General features: G+C 71.9%; 19 protein-coding genes. 5 read left to right on the plus strand and 14 right to left on the minus strand.

What is annotated here, in order from left to right:
• The first annotated feature begins 299 nt into the window (after nt 1–299).
• Nucleotides 300–1,118 (plus strand): ECF transporter S component, encoded by an 819-nt coding sequence (locus AB0B33_RS34220; RefSeq protein ID WP_360779491.1) that lies wholly within the window; start codon nt 300–302, stop codon nt 1,116–1,118.
• Here AB0B33_RS34220 and AB0B33_RS34225 read toward each other — a convergent pair.
• Nucleotides 1,109–1,963: a 3-hydroxybutyryl-CoA dehydrogenase gene (locus AB0B33_RS34225; protein WP_281506208.1), complete on the minus strand. Its 855-nt coding sequence runs from the start codon at nt 1,961–1,963 to the stop codon at nt 1,109–1,111. The genes AB0B33_RS34220 and AB0B33_RS34225 overlap by 10 nt on opposite strands.
• A gap of 105 nt (nt 1,964–2,068) precedes the next feature.
• Nucleotides 2,069–2,257: a DUF3073 domain-containing protein gene (locus tag AB0B33_RS34230; protein ID WP_247016920.1), complete on the minus strand. Its 189-nt coding sequence runs from the start codon at nt 2,255–2,257 to the stop codon at nt 2,069–2,071.
• Nucleotides 2,258–2,464: 207 nt separating this feature from the next.
• Between AB0B33_RS34230 and AB0B33_RS34235 the strand changes: the two genes are divergently transcribed.
• On the plus strand, nt 2,465–3,361 hold the full coding sequence (locus tag AB0B33_RS34235) for a hypothetical protein (protein WP_360779494.1): 897 nt from the start codon (nt 2,465–2,467) through the stop codon (nt 3,359–3,361).
• A 103-nt stretch (nt 3,362–3,464) separates the two neighbouring features.
• On the opposite strand, the gene AB0B33_RS34240 is transcribed toward AB0B33_RS34235, so the two are convergent.
• From AB0B33_RS34240 to AB0B33_RS34250, 3 genes are read right to left on the minus strand one after another with little or no spacing between them, the layout of a single operon-like run.
• A complete protein-coding gene (locus tag AB0B33_RS34240) occupies nt 3,465–4,400 on the minus strand; it encodes an asparaginase (RefSeq protein ID WP_360779497.1) in 936 nt (311 codons plus the stop codon).
• Nucleotides 4,397–4,966, minus strand: a complete 570-nt coding sequence (locus AB0B33_RS34245; protein ID WP_247016926.1) for an aerial mycelium formation protein — start codon at nt 4,964–4,966, stop codon at nt 4,397–4,399. The genes AB0B33_RS34240 and AB0B33_RS34245 overlap by 4 nt, the downstream gene beginning before the upstream one ends.
• A gap of 49 nt (nt 4,967–5,015) precedes the next feature.
• Entirely contained in the window at nt 5,016–6,146 is a 1,131-nt protein-coding gene (locus tag AB0B33_RS34250) for a folate-binding protein (RefSeq protein ID WP_360779500.1), read from the minus strand.
• A 31-nt stretch (nt 6,147–6,177) separates the two neighbouring features.
• On the opposite strand from AB0B33_RS34250, the gene AB0B33_RS34255 reads away from it, so the two are divergent.
• Nucleotides 6,178–7,026: an aminodeoxychorismate lyase gene (locus tag AB0B33_RS34255; RefSeq protein ID WP_360779503.1), complete on the plus strand. Its 849-nt coding sequence runs from the start codon at nt 6,178–6,180 to the stop codon at nt 7,024–7,026.
• On the opposite strand, the gene AB0B33_RS34260 is transcribed toward AB0B33_RS34255, so the two are convergent.
• The 9 genes from AB0B33_RS34260 to AB0B33_RS34300 all read right to left on the minus strand — a co-directional run bounded on the left by AB0B33_RS34260 (nt 7,005) and on the right by AB0B33_RS34300 (nt 13,062).
• The gene (locus AB0B33_RS34260) at nt 7,005–7,424 is read right to left on the minus strand and encodes a hypothetical protein (protein ID WP_247016932.1); all 420 of its coding nucleotides are present in this window, start codon (nt 7,422–7,424) and stop codon (nt 7,005–7,007) included. The genes AB0B33_RS34255 and AB0B33_RS34260 overlap by 22 nt on opposite strands.
• A 98-nt stretch (nt 7,425–7,522) precedes the next feature.
• Complete coding sequence (locus AB0B33_RS34265; RefSeq protein ID WP_360779508.1) at nt 7,523–8,371, minus strand: biotin-dependent carboxyltransferase family protein; 849 nt, start codon at nt 8,369–8,371, stop codon at nt 7,523–7,525.
• Complete coding sequence (locus AB0B33_RS34270; protein ID WP_360779511.1) at nt 8,368–8,964, minus strand: allophanate hydrolase subunit 1; 597 nt, start codon at nt 8,962–8,964, stop codon at nt 8,368–8,370. Before AB0B33_RS34270 ends, AB0B33_RS34265 begins: the two co-directional genes overlap by 4 nt.
• Nucleotides 8,965–8,969: 5 nt before the next feature.
• Entirely contained in the window at nt 8,970–9,584 is a 615-nt protein-coding gene (locus AB0B33_RS34275) for an FABP family protein (RefSeq protein ID WP_360779513.1), read from the minus strand.
• Between the two features lie 269 nt (nt 9,585–9,853).
• Nucleotides 9,854–10,165, minus strand: coding sequence for a DUF1416 domain-containing protein (locus AB0B33_RS34280; RefSeq protein WP_247016940.1), 312 nt, complete (start codon nt 10,163–10,165; stop codon nt 9,854–9,856).
• The gene (locus tag AB0B33_RS34285) at nt 10,165–11,001 is read right to left on the minus strand and encodes a sulfurtransferase (protein WP_247016942.1); all 837 of its coding nucleotides are present in this window, start codon (nt 10,999–11,001) and stop codon (nt 10,165–10,167) included. Before AB0B33_RS34285 ends, AB0B33_RS34280 begins: the two co-directional genes overlap by 1 nt.
• Nucleotides 11,002–11,031: 30 nt before the next feature.
• Nucleotides 11,032–11,463 carry a DUF4395 domain-containing protein gene (locus AB0B33_RS34290; protein ID WP_247016944.1) on the minus strand — a complete coding sequence of 144 codons (432 nt, stop codon included), beginning with the start codon at nt 11,461–11,463 and terminating at the stop codon, nt 11,032–11,034.
• Between the two features lie 261 nt (nt 11,464–11,724).
• Nucleotides 11,725–12,153, minus strand: a complete 429-nt coding sequence (locus AB0B33_RS34295; RefSeq protein ID WP_360779519.1) for a thioredoxin family protein — start codon at nt 12,151–12,153, stop codon at nt 11,725–11,727.
• Nucleotides 12,154–12,165: 12 nt separating this feature from the next.
• The gene (locus AB0B33_RS34300; protein ID WP_247016948.1) at nt 12,166–13,062 is read right to left on the minus strand and encodes a DUF2993 domain-containing protein; all 897 of its coding nucleotides are present in this window, start codon (nt 13,060–13,062) and stop codon (nt 12,166–12,168) included.
• Between the two features lie 152 nt (nt 13,063–13,214).
• On the opposite strand from AB0B33_RS34300, the gene AB0B33_RS34305 reads away from it, so the two are divergent.
• Together AB0B33_RS34305 and mshD are read left to right on the plus strand one after the other, a co-directional pair.
• Nucleotides 13,215–13,958, plus strand: coding sequence for a response regulator transcription factor (locus tag AB0B33_RS34305; RefSeq protein ID WP_247016950.1), 744 nt, complete (start codon nt 13,215–13,217; stop codon nt 13,956–13,958).
• 67 nt (nt 13,959–14,025) lie between these two features.
• Nucleotides 14,026–14,931, plus strand: a complete 906-nt coding sequence (gene mshD / locus AB0B33_RS34310; protein ID WP_360779523.1) for a mycothiol synthase — start codon at nt 14,026–14,028, stop codon at nt 14,929–14,931.
• The last annotated feature ends 206 nt before the right edge of the window (nt 14,932–15,137 follow it).

A 15,137-nucleotide genomic window follows, 5' to 3' on the forward strand; every position in this document is an offset into this window, starting at 1 on the left:
CGGGGTGCTGTGGCGCGGGCTGCCGAAGCGCGGCCCGCACCACCCGGTGCACCGAGCGCGGGTCGTCCGAGCGGGCCCGGCGCGGCAACATGGCCCGGTGCCGTCGCGCGGACTGCGGAGCCGACCGCGCCATCCGCTGCGCCGAGAGGTGGCCTGCGCCAGGCCCCCGCACAATTCAGCGCGGCGGGCCACCCAAACGCGCCCGGCGCAGCACCAACCCGCGGCCGAGCCCGGGCGGCCACCAACGCAGAACCGCTCCGAGTGACCCGAGCCCCCGAAGCGGCAGCGAAGGCGGCGCCATGACCGGCTTCCTCCCGCCGAAGCCCCGCACCATCCGGCTCACCCCCAGGCCCGCGCTGGTCCTCACCACCGCGAGCCTCCTCGGGCTGGCCATGTTCTGCTGGCCCCTCTTCGCCAACCCCCGGCCCACCGCCGCCGCCCACACCGCGGATGCGCCGTTCGTCTTCATGGCGACCCTGCCGGTGCTGATCCTCGTCGTCCTCGCCGAGCTGTCCCGCGGCGGCATCGACGCCAAAGCGCTCGCGCTCCTCGGCGTGCTCTCCGCTGTCAACGCCGGCCTGCGACCTCTCGGTGCCGGCACCGGGGGCATCGAGCTGGTGTTCTTCCTGCTCGTGCTCGCCGGCCGCGTGTTCGGGCCCGGGTTCGGGTTCGTTCTGGGCTCGACGTCGCTGTTCACCAGCGCGTTGCTCACCGCCGGGGTCGGGCCGTGGTTGCCGTTCCAGATGCTCGCGTCGTCGCTCATCGGGCTCGGGGCCGGGTTGCTGCCGCGGGCGCGTGGTAAAGCCGAAATCGCGATGCTCGTCGCGTACGGCGTGTTCGCGGCCTACTTCTTCGGGCTGCTCATGAGCCTGTGGTCGTGGCCGTTCCTCGCCGGGGACAGCACGCAGCTCGGCTTCGTGCCGGGGGCGCCGCTACCGGAGAACCTGCACCGGTTCGCCGTCTACACCGTGCTGACCTCGACGCTCGGCTGGGACACCGGGCGCGCGATCACCAACGCCGTCGCGATCGTGCTGCTCGGGCCGGCCATCCTCGCCGTCCTGCGGCGGGCGGCCCGGCGCGCGGCTTTCGACGCGCCCGTGACCTTCGATCAGCCGTAGGAGTAGAAGCCGCGGCCGGTCTTCTTGCCGAGCAGGCCCGCGTCCACCATGCGCAGCAGCAGCGGCGGCGACGAGTACAGCGGCTCCTTGAACTCCGCGTACATCGAGTCCGCGATGGCCTTGATCGTGTCCAGCCCGATCAGGTCGGACAGCCGCAGCGGGCCCATCGGGTGGGCGGTGCCCAGCTCCATGCCGCGGTCGATGTCCTCGGCCGAGGCGAAGCCCGACTCGATCATGCGGATCGCCGAGAGCAGGTACGGCACCAGCAGCGAGTTCACGATGAAGCCGGCGCGGTCCTGCGAGCGGATCACGGTCTTGCCCAGCGCCGTCGTCGCGTGTTCCTCCGCGCGACGGGCGGTCTCGTCGCTCGTCAGCAGCGAGGGGACCAGCTCCACCAGCGGCAGCACCGGCACCGGGTTGAAGAAGTGGATGCCGACCACCTGCTGCGGCCGGCTCGTCGCCATGCCCAGCTTCATGATCGGGATCGACGACGTGTTGGACGCGAACACCGCGTCCTCGGCCTCGACGATCTTGTCGAGCTGGCGGAAGACGTCGACCTTCGCCTGCTCCTGCTCGAGGATCGCCTCGACGACCAGCTCGCGGTCGGCGAACTCGGCGATGTCGGTCGTGAACCGCACCCGGCCCAGAGCCGCGTCGGCGTCCTCGGCGGACAGCTTGCCGCTCTTGACGCCGCGCTGGAGCGACTTCTCGATGCGGGCCTTGCCCGCGTCGAGCGCCGGCTGGTTCACCTCGGTGACCACCACGTCCAACCCGGCCCTGGCGTGCACCTCGGCGATGCCGGAACCCATGAGTCCCGCTCCGACGACACCAATCCGACTTACCACCGGCTCACTCCTTCATCGCTTCGCAGGCCCGTTCTTGGGCAGCACACAGCGCGCGAGGGCGGTGCCGGATTGTGTCCGGCTTCGCCCTCGCGCGGTTACGCGTGCTCAACGACGGTACTCGTCGTACCCGTCGTCGTACGGGTCTTGATCATCGCTGTCGGACTCCTCGTAATGACCGCTGGAGGAGTTACTCGACAGCTCGCGCTGCAAAGCATCGAAGTCGGTCTCGTGCGAGCTGTACTTGAGCTCGCGCGCCACCTTCGTCTGCTTGGCCTTAGCCCGGCCGCGCCCCATGGCTCGACCCCCTCGCACAGGGGCGGGGCGGCCGGGGGAATCGGCGGCCCCGCATCGTCTCGACAATTCTTTCCTGCTCACACCGTACCGTGTCCGGGGGGTTCGATGCGACGTGGCACGGTGTGCCGGTGGTGACAGTGTCAGCCGGACACCGGTTACCGGCCGGTCGCTGACGATCGGTGCAGGTAGACGTGCCACGATCTACTCGTGCTCCGTCCCTTCGTGGCCTACCTCCGGGTGTACGAACCCCTGCCCGCGCTGGGCGACCCGCCGGACGATCGGCTGCGCGCGGCCGTCGCGGCGGCCAAGCTGCGGCGGACGGACGCGGGGGTCCGCGAGCAGGCCATGTGGCTCAAGTCACAGGTCGCCGCGCCGCGGCGGCTGCTGCCCGCCGAGCTCGTCGACGGCCGTCCCGCGCCGAGCCTGCTGACCGACGTCCTGGTCCTCGACCCGGCGGACGTCCCGGGCGGCAAGGCCGAAGCCGGCCCGCTCGTCTGCCCGCTGGAGCTGCGCGCCCGTTCGGCGGCCGCGCTGGTCACCTTCCTGGGCGACGCGCACCCGGCGCTGAAGAACGTCGTCCTCGACGAAGGCGGCTTCACCCAGGAGACGATCCGCGCCCGCACCAAGTCGGCGATGGTGGACCTGAGCACGTCGGCGGCCCACACGCTGTCGACGACGTGGACGGTCCCGCTGCCCTGGTTCGTGCTGATCGACCCGGACGACCGCCGCCTGATCCTGGGTACCGGCCGCGACGACCCGAAGCGCGAACTCTCCTGGCGCGCGACGCTCGCCGACGCCCAGCACCGCGCCCGCGAGGCCGGTGAGCTGCTGGAACAGACCTTCGGCGACTCCGGACCGGGCCGGGTCCTCTTCGAAACCCGCCGCTGGCTGGACAACTTCCACCCCGATTCGGTGATCGAGCTCGACTACGGCGGCCTGGTCCAGCTCTTCGCGGACGCGGTCCTGGAAGCCGACAACACGGCGGACGAGGTCCACGACATCCTGGACGCGCTGCGCTCGGGAAACGTGGAGGAGCTGGCCGAGCTGTTCTCGGACCTGCGCGAGTTCTGGGGCGACCTGGCCGCCCGCGAACACTCGAACTGACCCGGGCGCGCGCCGCGGGACCGGCCGCGGCGACGCCGCCCACCGCAGCGACGCTGCCCACCGCAGCCGCGCCGCCCTCGGTCGCTGCCGCTACCGGCGGGCGTCAGCCGCGCAGTTCCGGGACCCGGATCTCGCCCACCGGGCGGCCGCCGCCCAGGATCGTCCCGGTGGGCGGCTCCGGCAGCCCGGAAACGTCGACCCCCAGGTAGCGCAGGGCCGCCACCGCCAGCGGGGCGCACGCTCGCTTGGTGCCGTCGTCGATCTTGATCGCCACCGCGAACCCGTCCGGCAACGCGAACGCCTGGACGCCCTCCGCGCCGGCCTTGGACACCAGACCGTCCACCGCGGACATCAGGTCCGTGTCCTCGCGGCCGGTGCCGCCGACCAGCCACGGGTGCGCGCGCATCGCCGTCGCAACCTGACGCGCAGGACCGTCCGGGGCCGAGGCCACCCGGCCGAACGCGCGGGCCAGACCCGTCAGCGAGAACGCGAACAGCGGGGCTCCGCAGCCGTCGACACCCGTGTGGGCGATCGGCTCGGCCGTCAGCTCCGCCACCGCCGCCGCGATCTCCTGCTGAAGCGGGTGGTCCGGGGCTTCGTAACCCGACGTCGGCCAGCCCGCGCGGAGGCACGTCGTCAGCATCGCCGTGTGCTTGCCGGAGCAGTTCATCATCACGCGGCGGGGCTCGGCCGCGTCGCGCATGCTCGGGACGTGCAGCGGGAAGTCCGGTGGGCACGCCAGGTCGTCTTCGTGCAGGCCGGCCGCTTCCAGCAGCTCGAGGACCCGCTTCACGTGGCCCGGCTCGCCGGAGTGCGAGGCGCACGCCAGTGCCAGGTCCTCGCCGTCGAAGCCCAGGCCCGCGCGCAGCATGCCGACCGCCTGCAGCGGCTTGTTCGACGAGCGCGGGAACACCGGCGAGGTCACGTCGCCCAGTGCCAGGCGGGCTTCGCCCTCGGGGCCGGTCACCACGAGCGCGCCGCGGTGGACGCTCTCGACGAATCCGGATCGGACGACTTCGGCGAGGACGGGGTTGGTCACGGGGCCTCGCCGCGTCCGCGCTCGCTCTCCAGCAGCTCGTCCACAGTGGCCGATCCCTGTTGGTAGCGCTTCGCGATTTCCGCGTTCAGCGTGTCCATCACGCCCTGGACCTCGCGCCGGAAGGACGACACCGACAGCTCTTCGCTCGCGTAGGTGTCCAAAGCGGAGGCGAGCTTGTCGTCCGAGAGGGACCCGACGTCGGTCAGGTCCGTGTCGCCGATCAGGGCTTCCGCGTGCCGGCGGTGCTCGCCCGCGCGGGACGGCTCCAGCTGCTGGTGGCGGCCCGAACCCGCGGCCGGGCCCAGCGCGTTGTCGGCCAGGATCGTCGCCAGCTGGTCGACGATGCTGGCCTCGCCGCCGGAACTGCGCCGCGTCTGCTCTGCGCGCACGATGTCGATCCGCGCGTGCAGGAGCCGGCGCAGGTAGGACAGGTCCGTCTCTTCCTGCGCGGCTTCGTCACGCCGCTCGCGCAGCACCTTCAACGGCAGTTCGCCCAAGCCGCTGAGGTACCCCGGGCCGAGCACGCGGTCGATCCGCCGCCTGCCGCCGGGCCGCACTTCGATCACAGCGCAGTTTATCCCGGTTGAGCGTGATCTCGCTGTCAGGGGCTTTCGTTCAGCCACGGAGTTGCGCCGCCGCCGCCCGTCCCGGGGCCGGGAGCTCCGACGGCACCGAGTCCGGGTCGATCGCCGCCTGGACGAGGTTGTCCTCCGCACCCGCCAGCAGCTCCGCGCCGACCGGCGTCGAGCGCTTGACCAGCGCCAACGCGATCGGGCCGAGCTCGTGGTGCTGGATGACCGTGCCGATCCGGCCGACCGTCCGGCCGTCGAGCAGCAGCGGGTCGCCGGGCTCCGGTGTGACCTCGGGCGAGCCGTCCAGGTGGAGCAGCAGCAGGTTCCGCGGCGGGCGTCCCACGTTGTGGACCTTCGACACCGTCTCCTGGCCGCGGTAGCAGCCCTTCGCGACGTGCGCGGCCGAGCCGACCCAGCCCACCTCGTGCGGGATCGTGCGGTCGTCGGTGTCCACGCCCAGCCGGGGCCGCAGCGACTCGACGCGCAGGGCGTCGAACACCCAGCTGCCCGCCGCCCGCGCGCCCGCGTCCGTCAGCCGCTTCCACCAGTCGAGCAGCGCCGCGCGCGGCACCGCCAGGTCCACGCTGGAGCGGCCCGGCCACGGCATCCGCCGGACGAAGCCGCCCCCCGGCAGCGCCGCGACCGCGTACGGCTCCGGTCCGACCTCGGCGCCGACCGCGCTCAGCACGCGCTCGGCGTCCGGGCCGAGCACGGTGAGCAGCGCGAACTCGCCGGTCGCGTCGCGGATGTCCACCTTGGACCAGAACTTCATCGCTTCGAGGTACTCGAGCAGCGTCTGGGGGCCGCCCTTGGGGAGCGCGCTGGTGACGCGCGGGCCCGGGTCGGTGTCGAGGTACACGGTGCCGTCGACGTGCGCGACCACCATGTGCGTCTCGACGCGGCCCTGGCTGTCCAGCACCAGCGCCTCGGTGCCGGAGCCCTCGGCGAGCCCGGTCACGTGCTGCGAGATGACCAGGTGCAGCCACGAGAGCCGCTCTTCACCGGTGACGGTGAGGAACTCGCGGTGCGAGCGGTCGATCACGACCACGCCGCGCGAGGCCGTGCGCTGCTCCGCGAAGGGGTCTCCCCAGTGCCAGGGGACGCCGGCTTCGGGGTGATCGTCAGGCGGAGGAATGGATCCGGGCACGTCCAGCAGCGGCGAGCGGTACGGCATACCGCCCAGCCTAGGTGAGTACCGTGGCCGCATGCGCGTGCTCGTCTTCCTCGACGGAACCCCGGCCGACCCCGAAGCCGCCCAGATCAAGGTCGACGACCTCGGTCTGCTGCGCGGCGACGGCGTCTTCGAGACCATCCTCGTCGTCGGCGGCCGGCCCCGCGAACTGCGCCCGCACCTCGAGCGGCTGGCCCGGTCGGCGGCCATGCTCGACCTGCCGGAGCCCGACCTCGACGCCTGGGAGCGGGTTGTTTCGGCCGTGCTCGAAAGGTGGACCGGCGGGCCCGAAATGACGCTGAAACTGGTGTACACCAGGGGATCCGACGGCGACCCCGCCGCGCGGCCGACCGGGTTCGCGCTCGGTGCCGAGGTGCCGCCGTCGATCTTGAAGGCCCGCGCGGACGGCGTCTCCGCGGTCACCCTCGACCGCGGTTTCCCGCCGGACCTCGCCGAGCGCGCGCCCTGGCTGCTGCTCGGCGCGAAGCCGTTGTCGTACGCGATGAACATGGCCGCGGTGCGCGAAGCGGGCCGCCGCGGTGCCGAAGATGTGATTTTCACCGCCGCCGACGGCTCGATCTTCGAAGGGCCGACGTCGACCGTCGTGCTGGCGAAGGGCCGGACGCTCTACACGCCGCCGTCGAGCATCGGCATCCTGCCGGGCACCACCCAGGCCGCGCTGTTCCGCGGCGCCGAAAAGGCGGGCTGGACGACCAAGGTGGAGCCGCTGGCGGTCCGCGACCTCGTCGAGGGCGACGGCGTCTTCATGGCTTCCAGCGTGCGGAAGCTGACCCGCGTGCACACGCTGGACGGCGAGCGCCTGCCCGACTCCTCGGCCGTGTACACCGAGCTCGTGGCGGCTTACGAGGGCGAGTACGCCTGAGTGATCCGCACGACCGCCGGCGCGACGGCTTCGGCCCGGTACGCGGCGATCTTGTGGTGGCCGTCGACGATCAGCTCGCGTTCGCCGACGGCCAGCACCACCGCGACCGGCCGGTGCCCGGTGCGGATGGCGGTCCGGTAGTACCCGACGCGGGCCTCGTCGGACGGCGGCCAGACGTCGGTCGGCGTCAGCTCCTGGTCGGCGGCGAGCCGTTCCGGGCCGCTCACGCGGTAGTCGCCGTCGACGAGCAGGTCGAGGACGGGCCCGAGCGTGGTGGCCAGCGGGCGGCGCAGCTGCCCGGTCGCGAGTGCGATCCGCAGCGATTGCGGGAGCTCCGCGCGCGCCTGCGTGTTCACGTCGAGGAAACCCGTGCCACCGCTGATCGTCACCTGTTCCACAGCTATCAGGACGGGTGACGGCGCGACATGGTTCCAGCCCCTACCCGGACGGGTGCACCGGGTGACTCCGGTCTCACCTGCCTGGCGGTACCGGACTTTCAGGACATCCGGAAGCGGACGCGGGTGCCCGGCCGGGTCTGCGCGAGCGCGCTCAGCGCCGTCGCGCGGACGACGGCCGCGACGGGGTAGCCGCCGGTGGTCGGGTGGTCGGCGAGGAACACCACCGGCCGTCCGTTCGGCGGCACCTGGATCGCGCCCGTGAGGACGCCTTCGCTGGGCAGCTCGCCGTCGATCGCGCGGCGCAGCGGGGTCCCGTCGAGGCGCAGGCCGACGCGGTTCGACTCGGCCGTGACCGTCCACCACGCCGAGAGCCCGCCGGCGGCGTCGTCGAGCCAGTCGTCGCGCGGGCCCAGCGTCACGGGCACGACCAGCTCGCCCGGCGCGGGCACGGGGACGACGACGTCCGCGCCCGCCGGGATTCCCGTGGGCGAGCCGAGCGGGAGCACGTCGCCGGCGTGCAGCGGTTCGGGCCCGATACCGGACAGGACGTCCCGGGATCGGCTGCCCAGCACCGGTTCGACGGCGATGCCGCCGGACACCGCGAGGTAGCAGCGCAGCCCGGTCGTCGGGGTGCCGATCGCCAACGTCTGCCCGGCGCGGACCGGAACGGGCGTGTGGGAGCCGAAAGCCCGGCCGTCGACGGAAACCGGGACCGCCGGGCCGGTGACGGCGAGGGTCGCCGGGGCCGTGAACCGCACCGAGAGGCCGCCGAGCAGGGCTTCGATCCCCGCGGCGGCTTCGGCGTTGCCCACCAGGCGGTTCGCGAGCCGCAGCGACGCCGTATCGAGGGCCCCCGAAGGGGCGACGCCGAGGTGGGCGTAGCCGGGCCGGCCGAGGTCCTCGACCAGCGCGTACCGGCCCGGGTCCAGGACTTCCAGGCTCCTCATCGGACGCTCCGGAAGCGGACGCGGTCGCCCGGCGCGAACAACGCCGGCGGGTCCGCGTGCGGGTCGAACAGCGTCGCCGGCGTGTGCCCGAGCAGCCGCCAGCCACCCGGTGATTCACGCGGGTAGACGCCGGTGAACTCGCCCGCCAGCCCGACCGAGCCGGCCGGGACGCGGGTCCGCGGCGACTCCAGCCGCGGCTGGCGCAGGGGTTCCGGCAGGCCGGTCAGGTAGCCGAAGCCGGGCGCGAACCCGGTGAACGCGACCGTGTAGACGGCCCCGGTGTGCAGCTCGACGACGGCGTCCGCGGAGATCCCGGCGTCCGACGCGATCAGCTCGAGGTCTTCGCCGTCGTAGCGGACGTCGAGGGTGACTTCGCGCGGCTCGCCGGCGGGCGGGTGGGTCAGGTCGGCGCCGTCGAGCAGTGCCCGCACCGCGGCGACGTCCCCCACGACCAGCAGGCTGCGCGCGCCCGGGACGAGGTCGACGACCCCCGCGGGGCGGGCGGCCAGGACGGTCGCGTGCGCGGCCCGCAGCTGCTCGAGGGAGTCGCAGTCGAGCAGGGCGGCGTCCTCGCCGCACCGCCGCCAGCGCACCGGCGTCAGCCGACGACGCGGTGCAGCAGGGCGGAGCTGTGGGGCTGCATCTCCTGGCCGACCATCGCGCGCTCCTCGACGTAGCCGAGGGAGCCGTCGATCAGGCCGTACAGCCGCTGGGCGGCCGTGACGTCCTTCGCCGTGGCCGTGCGGACCACCGCGTCGGTGCCGAGCTCCCAGGACGTCTGGTTGCGCGGCTTGCCGTAGTACAGCTCGACGATGCCGGTGTTGTGCGTGAGCAGCAGCTCGATGGTGTCGTCCTCCTGCGGCCGCCAGAACCCGGACTCGCGGGCGGCGGGGCGGACGACGTTGCCGTCGTCGTCGAGCAGCCAGGCCCGGGCCTCGTGGATCAGGAACGGACGGCCGTCGTGCGAGATCGTGAGCTGCTGCGCGAACTTGCGCGGGCCGTCGATGGTCGGGTAGTCGACCTCGCCTTCACCGCGCCACACGCCGACGAGCGGCAGCAGCGCGAGGCAGGCGTCGTTGAGGTTGGCCCCTTCGCGCAGGTTCGCGGTGTCGTTGGGGATGGGCAGGTCGTCCCACAGCGGGAGGTTGCGCGCCCGGGTGCTCTCCGCGCGCACCTCCGCTGCCGCGATGGCTTCGTCGCCGCTGGCCGTCATGGGTCAGCGCTGGTCCGCGTAGAGCCGGTAGACGACGTACACGGCGAACCAGGTGATCGCGATGCCCGCCAGCACCAGCAGGGTCGTAAACAGGATTTCCACGCCTCGGAGGATAGTCCGACCGGCCCCACGCGGCCCGGCGCAGGGTCGCCGCGGTGAGCACGGTCACCGACAGCAGGACCAGCCCGGCCACCGCCACGGCCGAAAAGCCATGAGGGGCACCCTCATGGACTCGAAGCCCATGAGGGTGCCCCTCACGACGAACGAACTCAGGCGACCGAGATCGCCAGCTGGTGCACGCCGGGGCCGTCGGCCGAGACCGACGCTTCGCCGTTGCCGGTGCGGTGCAGAGCACGGACCGTCCAGTCGCCCGGCGCCGCGTAGAAGCGGAAGTCGCCGTCGGCCGAGGAGACCACCTCGCCGGTGAAGTCGCCGCCGCCGTCGAGGAGGCGGACGAACGCGCCGCCGACCGGCCCGTTCTCGCCCGTCACCTTGCCGGCCAGCACGACCTGGCCGCGCGTGTCGTAGTCCGCCGGCGTGGCCACCTGGGCCGGTGCGCCGCAGCTGTCGTCAACCGCCATCACTTAGCTCCCAACTCGACCGGCACGCCGACGAGCGAGCCGTATTCCGTCCATGAACCGTCGTAGTTCTTGACGTCCTCGTAGCCCAGCAGCTCGTGGAGCGCGAACCACGCGATCGAGGAGCGCTCGCCGATGCGGCAGTAGGCGATGGTGCCCTTGCCCTCGTCGATGCCCTCGTCCTTGTACAGCTCCTTGATCTCTTCCTCGGTCTTGAAGGTGCCGTCCTCGTTGGCGACCTTCGCCCACGGCACGTTCAGCGCGCCGGGGATGTGACCGGGAACCTGGGACTGCTCCTGCGGCAGGTGCGCCGGGGCGAGCAGCTTGCCGGAGAACTCGTCCGGGGACCGCACATCGACGAAGTTCTTCGCGCCGATCGACTGGACGACCTCGTCGCGGAAGGCGCGCAGGGTCAGGTCCTGGTCCTGCGCCTTGTACTCGGTCGCGGCGCGCTTGACCTCGTCGGAGTTCAGCTCGCGGCCGTCGAGCTCCCACTTCTTGCGGCCGCCGTCGAGCAGCGCGACCTTCTCGTGGCCGTACAGCTTGAAGTACCAGTACGCGTACGCGGCGAACCAGTTGTTGTTGCCGCCGTAGAGGACGACGAGGTCGTCGTTCCCGATCCCCTTCTCCGACAGGAGCTTCTCGAAGCCCTCCTTGGAGACGAAGTCGCGGCGCACCCCGTCCTGCAGGTCGTTCCGCCAGTCGAACTTCACCGCGCCCCGGATGTGGCCGGCGTCGTAGGCGGTGGTGTCCTCGTCGACCTCGGCGAACACGACGCCGGGGGTGTCCAGGTTCTCCTCGGCCCACTGAGTGGTGACCAGGACGTCTTCACGGCTCATGGAACGGACTCTCTTTCTGGGGTTGAACTTTCAGGACGCGCGGGCGGGGGTGAAGCGCTTGATGAGCAAGAACATTTCGCAGCCGAGGCAGAAGTCGAAGGCGGCGTTGAGGAAGGCGGCGAACAGCGCGAACGCCGTCGCGACGATGCCGAGCGGGGTGAGCCCGGTGGCGAAGCCGATCGTGCCGACCAGCGCGAACACGAACCCGACGGCCTGCGCGAACCGCAGCGGCGCCGCGTCCTCGCGCTCGTCGGTCGGGCCGAGGCGCGGGGCCACGAGCGTGCGGTACACGATCGAGTAGGGCGCCGGCTTGAGCCCGACGAAGGCGCCGATGGCGAACACGACGGTCTGGACCGCCAGCAGCGGCCACCACTCGGTGACCAGGACGACCGCGAGCACGATCGTGGTCAGGATGGCGGCGAACCGCGGGCCTCGCGGGTCGACGGCCGGTCCGGCGGACATGGATCCTCCAGCTGGAGCAGGGAGATTACGTGCGAACGGCACGCGTCAGCGGCATCAGGGCTGGCGGGGACGGGCGTGGTTCAGCGCCGGTCGGACGACGCGCGACACAGGCTGCTGCGGACGCGGCAGAGGTCTACTGCGCGTCGCTGCGTGAGGAACGTGCTCAGCCTGGTCACGGGTGCGAGCGTACCCAGCTCTCCCTCAGGGTGGGAACCACGTTCACACTCTGGGAGAAATCCCAATTCATGGGAAGGTCCCTGGTCAGGGCGTCCGAGTCGTGAGATGCGGCTGCAATGCGGCCAGCAGCTCGGGTCCTTTCGGGACGCCGCCGACGCGCAGCAGCTCCCGGCCGTCCGGGGTCAGCGCGATCGTGGTCGGCGTCCGCAGCACGGACAGCGACTGCGCGACCTCCGGCTGGTTCGTGACGTCGAGTTCGACGTGGTGCAGGCCGTCGGTCCGCTCGGCGAGCGGGGCGAGCACGGCCTTCGCGTGCCGGCAGGGCGCGCAGAAGGTGGTGGAGATCTGGACCAGCGTCACGGCGGACGCCGGGTCGAGGGCGGCGGCGACGGGACCGGGCAGCTCACGCACGGCGGGCTTCGCCTCGCGCACGCGCCCGTTGCGGGCCTTCAGCAGGACACCGACGGCCGCGGCGGCCACCAGCGTCGCCGCGAGCACCCACAGTCCCGTCACCGCACCGCTCCTCTACTTGCTCAGGTCCGCGAAGGACACATTGGTCGCTTCGCCCTTGATCGTGACCGATCCGCTCTGCACCCGCACGCCGGTCGGGGTGACCGACAGCGGCAGGTCCTTCGTGCTGATCGACGCCTTGAAGTTCGGCAGCAGCGCCTTCTGCACCGCCGCGGGGACGACCGTGGTCTCCTGGTCGTTCCCGAACTGCAGCCGCTTGGGGATGAAGTTGATCGTCCCGCCCTTCGCGTCGGCTTCGATCATCGCGAAGCAGAAGATTTCCAGATCCTTGCCCGCGAACTGAAGGTGTCCCGAAATGCGGACACCGGTGCTCGACTCGTCGACGGGCTGGCCGTCGGCCCCGGTCGTGGTGGTCGGCGCCGGCTCGCTCTGGCCGGCGTCGCCGTTCTCGACGTAGTCGGTGCTCGACGGCTCGATCCGCAGGTCCTTGATCTTGTCCAGCGGCGAGAGACGGGCCAGGTCGGCGGCCTTGATGGTGACCGCGCCGGTCAGCTCGCCGATGGTGATCGCCTTCGTGTTGCCCGAGGTGAGGTCGGACAGCGGCGCCGAGACGTTCTCCAGCTCGGCGTTCACCGCGACGTCCTGGAGCTTGTCCGCGACCGGGATGCCGGCGGCGGACACGCTGATGTGACTGTAGTCACCGCCGAGCGCCTGCGTGAGGAACGGGAAGCCGTGGATCGTCACCGACGGGTCGTCGGTCAGCTGCAGCTGCGTGCGGGCCTTCTGCGAGATCATGTGCTCGGCGTACGCGGCGGCCCCGAAATCGGCGCCGACCAGCAACAGCACCAGGACGACCAGTGCGATCACCCAGCGCCGGGCCCGGCGTCCGCGGCGCCGCGCGTCCGGCGTCGGTCCGGGTCGGTCGTCCCGGGTCACGGGCCTGCTCACCATCGCGTCCGTACTCCTGTTCGTCGGGTCCACCGGGGTTTCTCCAGGTGTGATCGATCCAGCAAGGGTTAGGTGCCGGGCGTTCGAGCCGCTATTCTCACTTAGCACCGAACAACGCCACCGAGCGGCGACGATTTGTGGAGGCGGTGCGGCTCATGAGCCTGGACCTTCTGGTGCTGACTGCGGAAGCCGACGCCACTGCGGTGCTTCCCGCGCTGGACCTGCTGCCGCACACCGTACGCGTCCGCCCGCCCGAGGTGACGGCCCTGCTCGACGCGGGCCACCGGGACGTCATCGTCCTCGACGCCCGCAGCGACCTGGCCTCGGCGAAGAGCCTCTGCCGGCTGCTCAAGGGCGCGGGTGAAGACGAGGCGGCCACGCCGATCATCGCCGTCGTCGGCGAGGGCGGCCTGGTGGCTGTCAGCGCCGAGTGGCGCACCGACGACATCCTGCTTCCGACCGCGGGCCCGGCCGAGGTCGACGCCCGGCTGCGGCTGGTCACCACGCGCGACGGCGGTTCCGCGCAGGTCGACGCCGAGCTGCGGGTCGGCGAGCTGGTCATCGACGAGGCGACCTACACCGCGCGCCTGCGCAAGCGCACCCTCGAGCTCACCTACAAGGAGTTCGAGCTGCTCAAGTACCTCGCCCAGCACGCCGGCCGGGTGTTCACCCGCGCCCAGCTGCTGCAGGAGGTCTGGGGCTACGACTTCTTCGGCGGCACGCGCACGGTCGACGTCCACGTCCGACGGCTGCGCGCCAAGCTCGGTCCGGAGCACGAGCAGATGATCGGCACCGTGCGCAACGTCGGCTACAAGTTCGAGCGGCCGGCCAAGGCCGGCGTGCCCCGCCAGCCGGTCCCGGCCGAGGCGCCGGCGGAGACCCCCGAACTCGCGCACTGACACCACCACACTTCTCAGGACGCGGCGAGAACCGTCGCGTTGCCTCTCCCGCGGGTACGGTCGCAGGGTGAGTGGTGAAGGCGAGTGGCGGCAGGAACTGGACGAAAAGCAGCTCGAGGACGTCCGCGGGCTGCTGCTGGCCGTCCGCGAGGCCGACGGGCGGCCCGAGGTGGCGCCCGGCGGGCCGCTGCCCGGCGAGTTCGACGGCGGTGAACACCTCGTCGCCTGCATCGACGGCGACGTCGTCGGCTACGCCCACGTCGACACCACCGGTGACTCCTTCGGGCACCAGGTCGCGGAGCTCTTCGTGCACCCGGCCCATCGCAACCGCGGCTACGGCGCGAAGCTGCTTCAGGCGCTCGACGAGCGTGCCGCGGTCGGCTTCCGGATCTGGGCGCACGGCGACCACCCCGCCGCGCGGAAGCTGGCGCTGAAGACCGGCCTGGAGCGCAAGCGCGAGCTGCTGATCCTGCACACCGACGTCGAGGGCGCGGACTGGCCCGAGCCGGTGCTGCGCGACGGCGTCTCGCTGCGGACGTTCGTGCCGGGGCAGGACGAGGACGCCGCGGTCCGGGTGAACGCGCGGGCCTTCGACTGGCACCCCGAGCAGGGCGCGCTGACCGCCGACGACATCCGCGCCGACGAGCGCCGGCCGTGGTTCGACCCCGAGGGGTTCTTCCTCGCGGAAGAGCGCGGCGAAGTCATCGGCTTCCACTGGACGAAGGTGCACGAGGCCACCCCGGGCCGGTTCGGCGGCGAGCGCGTCGGCGAGGTCTACGTCGTCGGCGTCGACCCGGCGGCGCAGGGCGGCGGGCTCGGCCGGGCGCTGACCCTCGCCGGGCTGCGGTACCTCGCGGGCCGGGGACTGGGCCAGATCATCCTGTACGTCGAAGGCGACAACGCCCCGGCGCTCGCGGTCTACACGAAGCTCGGGTTTTCCCGTCACGAAACCGACGTCCAGTACGGTCGGTGACCACGGTGGACGGGGTGCGAGCACCCCGTCACGGTGTGCGAACGCGCAGGTCACGGCGCGGACACGGCACCCTATCGGGGTAGTAGCACTGCTCACATCCGGAGCCTTGTTCACTTTTCGTTCACCTGGACAGGGGTGACCGTCCACCGGCGCTGCCTAATGTCCGGATCCGGCGCGGCAGCACGCCGCGACGACCCGGTCAAGCT

This window comes from Amycolatopsis sp. NPDC049159 (genome assembly GCF_040648295.1).
GTDB classification, from domain to species: Bacteria; Actinomycetota; Actinomycetes; order Mycobacteriales; family Pseudonocardiaceae; genus Amycolatopsis; species Amycolatopsis pretoriensis_A.

What these genes read in the sequence shown, in the direction of transcription:
- AB0B33_RS34265 (WP_360779508.1), bottom strand. Translation starts at nt 8,371, where the DNA reads ATGAGGAGCCTGGAAGTCCTGGACCCGGGCCGGTACGCGCTGGTCGAG.
- AB0B33_RS34305 (WP_247016950.1), top strand. Translation starts at nt 13,215, where the DNA reads ATGAGCCTGGACCTTCTGGTGCTGACTGCGGAAGCCGACGCCACTGCG.
- AB0B33_RS34220 (WP_360779491.1), top strand. Translation starts at nt 300, where the DNA reads ATGACCGGCTTCCTCCCGCCGAAGCCCCGCACCATCCGGCTCACCCCC.
- AB0B33_RS34300 (WP_247016948.1), bottom strand. Translation starts at nt 13,062, where the DNA reads ATGGTGAGCAGGCCCGTGACCCGGGACGACCGACCCGGACCGACGCCG.
- AB0B33_RS34250 (WP_360779500.1), bottom strand. Translation starts at nt 6,146, where the DNA reads ATGCCGTACCGCTCGCCGCTGCTGGACGTGCCCGGATCCATTCCTCCG.
- AB0B33_RS34275 (WP_360779513.1), bottom strand. Translation starts at nt 9,584, where the DNA reads ATGACGGCCAGCGGCGACGAAGCCATCGCGGCAGCGGAGGTGCGCGCG.
- AB0B33_RS34255 (WP_360779503.1), top strand. Translation starts at nt 6,178, where the DNA reads ATGCGCGTGCTCGTCTTCCTCGACGGAACCCCGGCCGACCCCGAAGCC.
- AB0B33_RS34230 (WP_247016920.1), bottom strand. Translation starts at nt 2,257, where the DNA reads ATGGGGCGCGGCCGGGCTAAGGCCAAGCAGACGAAGGTGGCGCGCGAG.
- AB0B33_RS34290 (WP_247016944.1), bottom strand. Translation starts at nt 11,463, where the DNA reads ATGTCCGCCGGACCGGCCGTCGACCCGCGAGGCCCGCGGTTCGCCGCC.
- AB0B33_RS34280 (WP_247016940.1), bottom strand. Translation starts at nt 10,165, where the DNA reads ATGGCGGTTGACGACAGCTGCGGCGCACCGGCCCAGGTGGCCACGCCG.
- AB0B33_RS34285 (WP_247016942.1), bottom strand. Translation starts at nt 11,001, where the DNA reads ATGAGCCGTGAAGACGTCCTGGTCACCACTCAGTGGGCCGAGGAGAAC.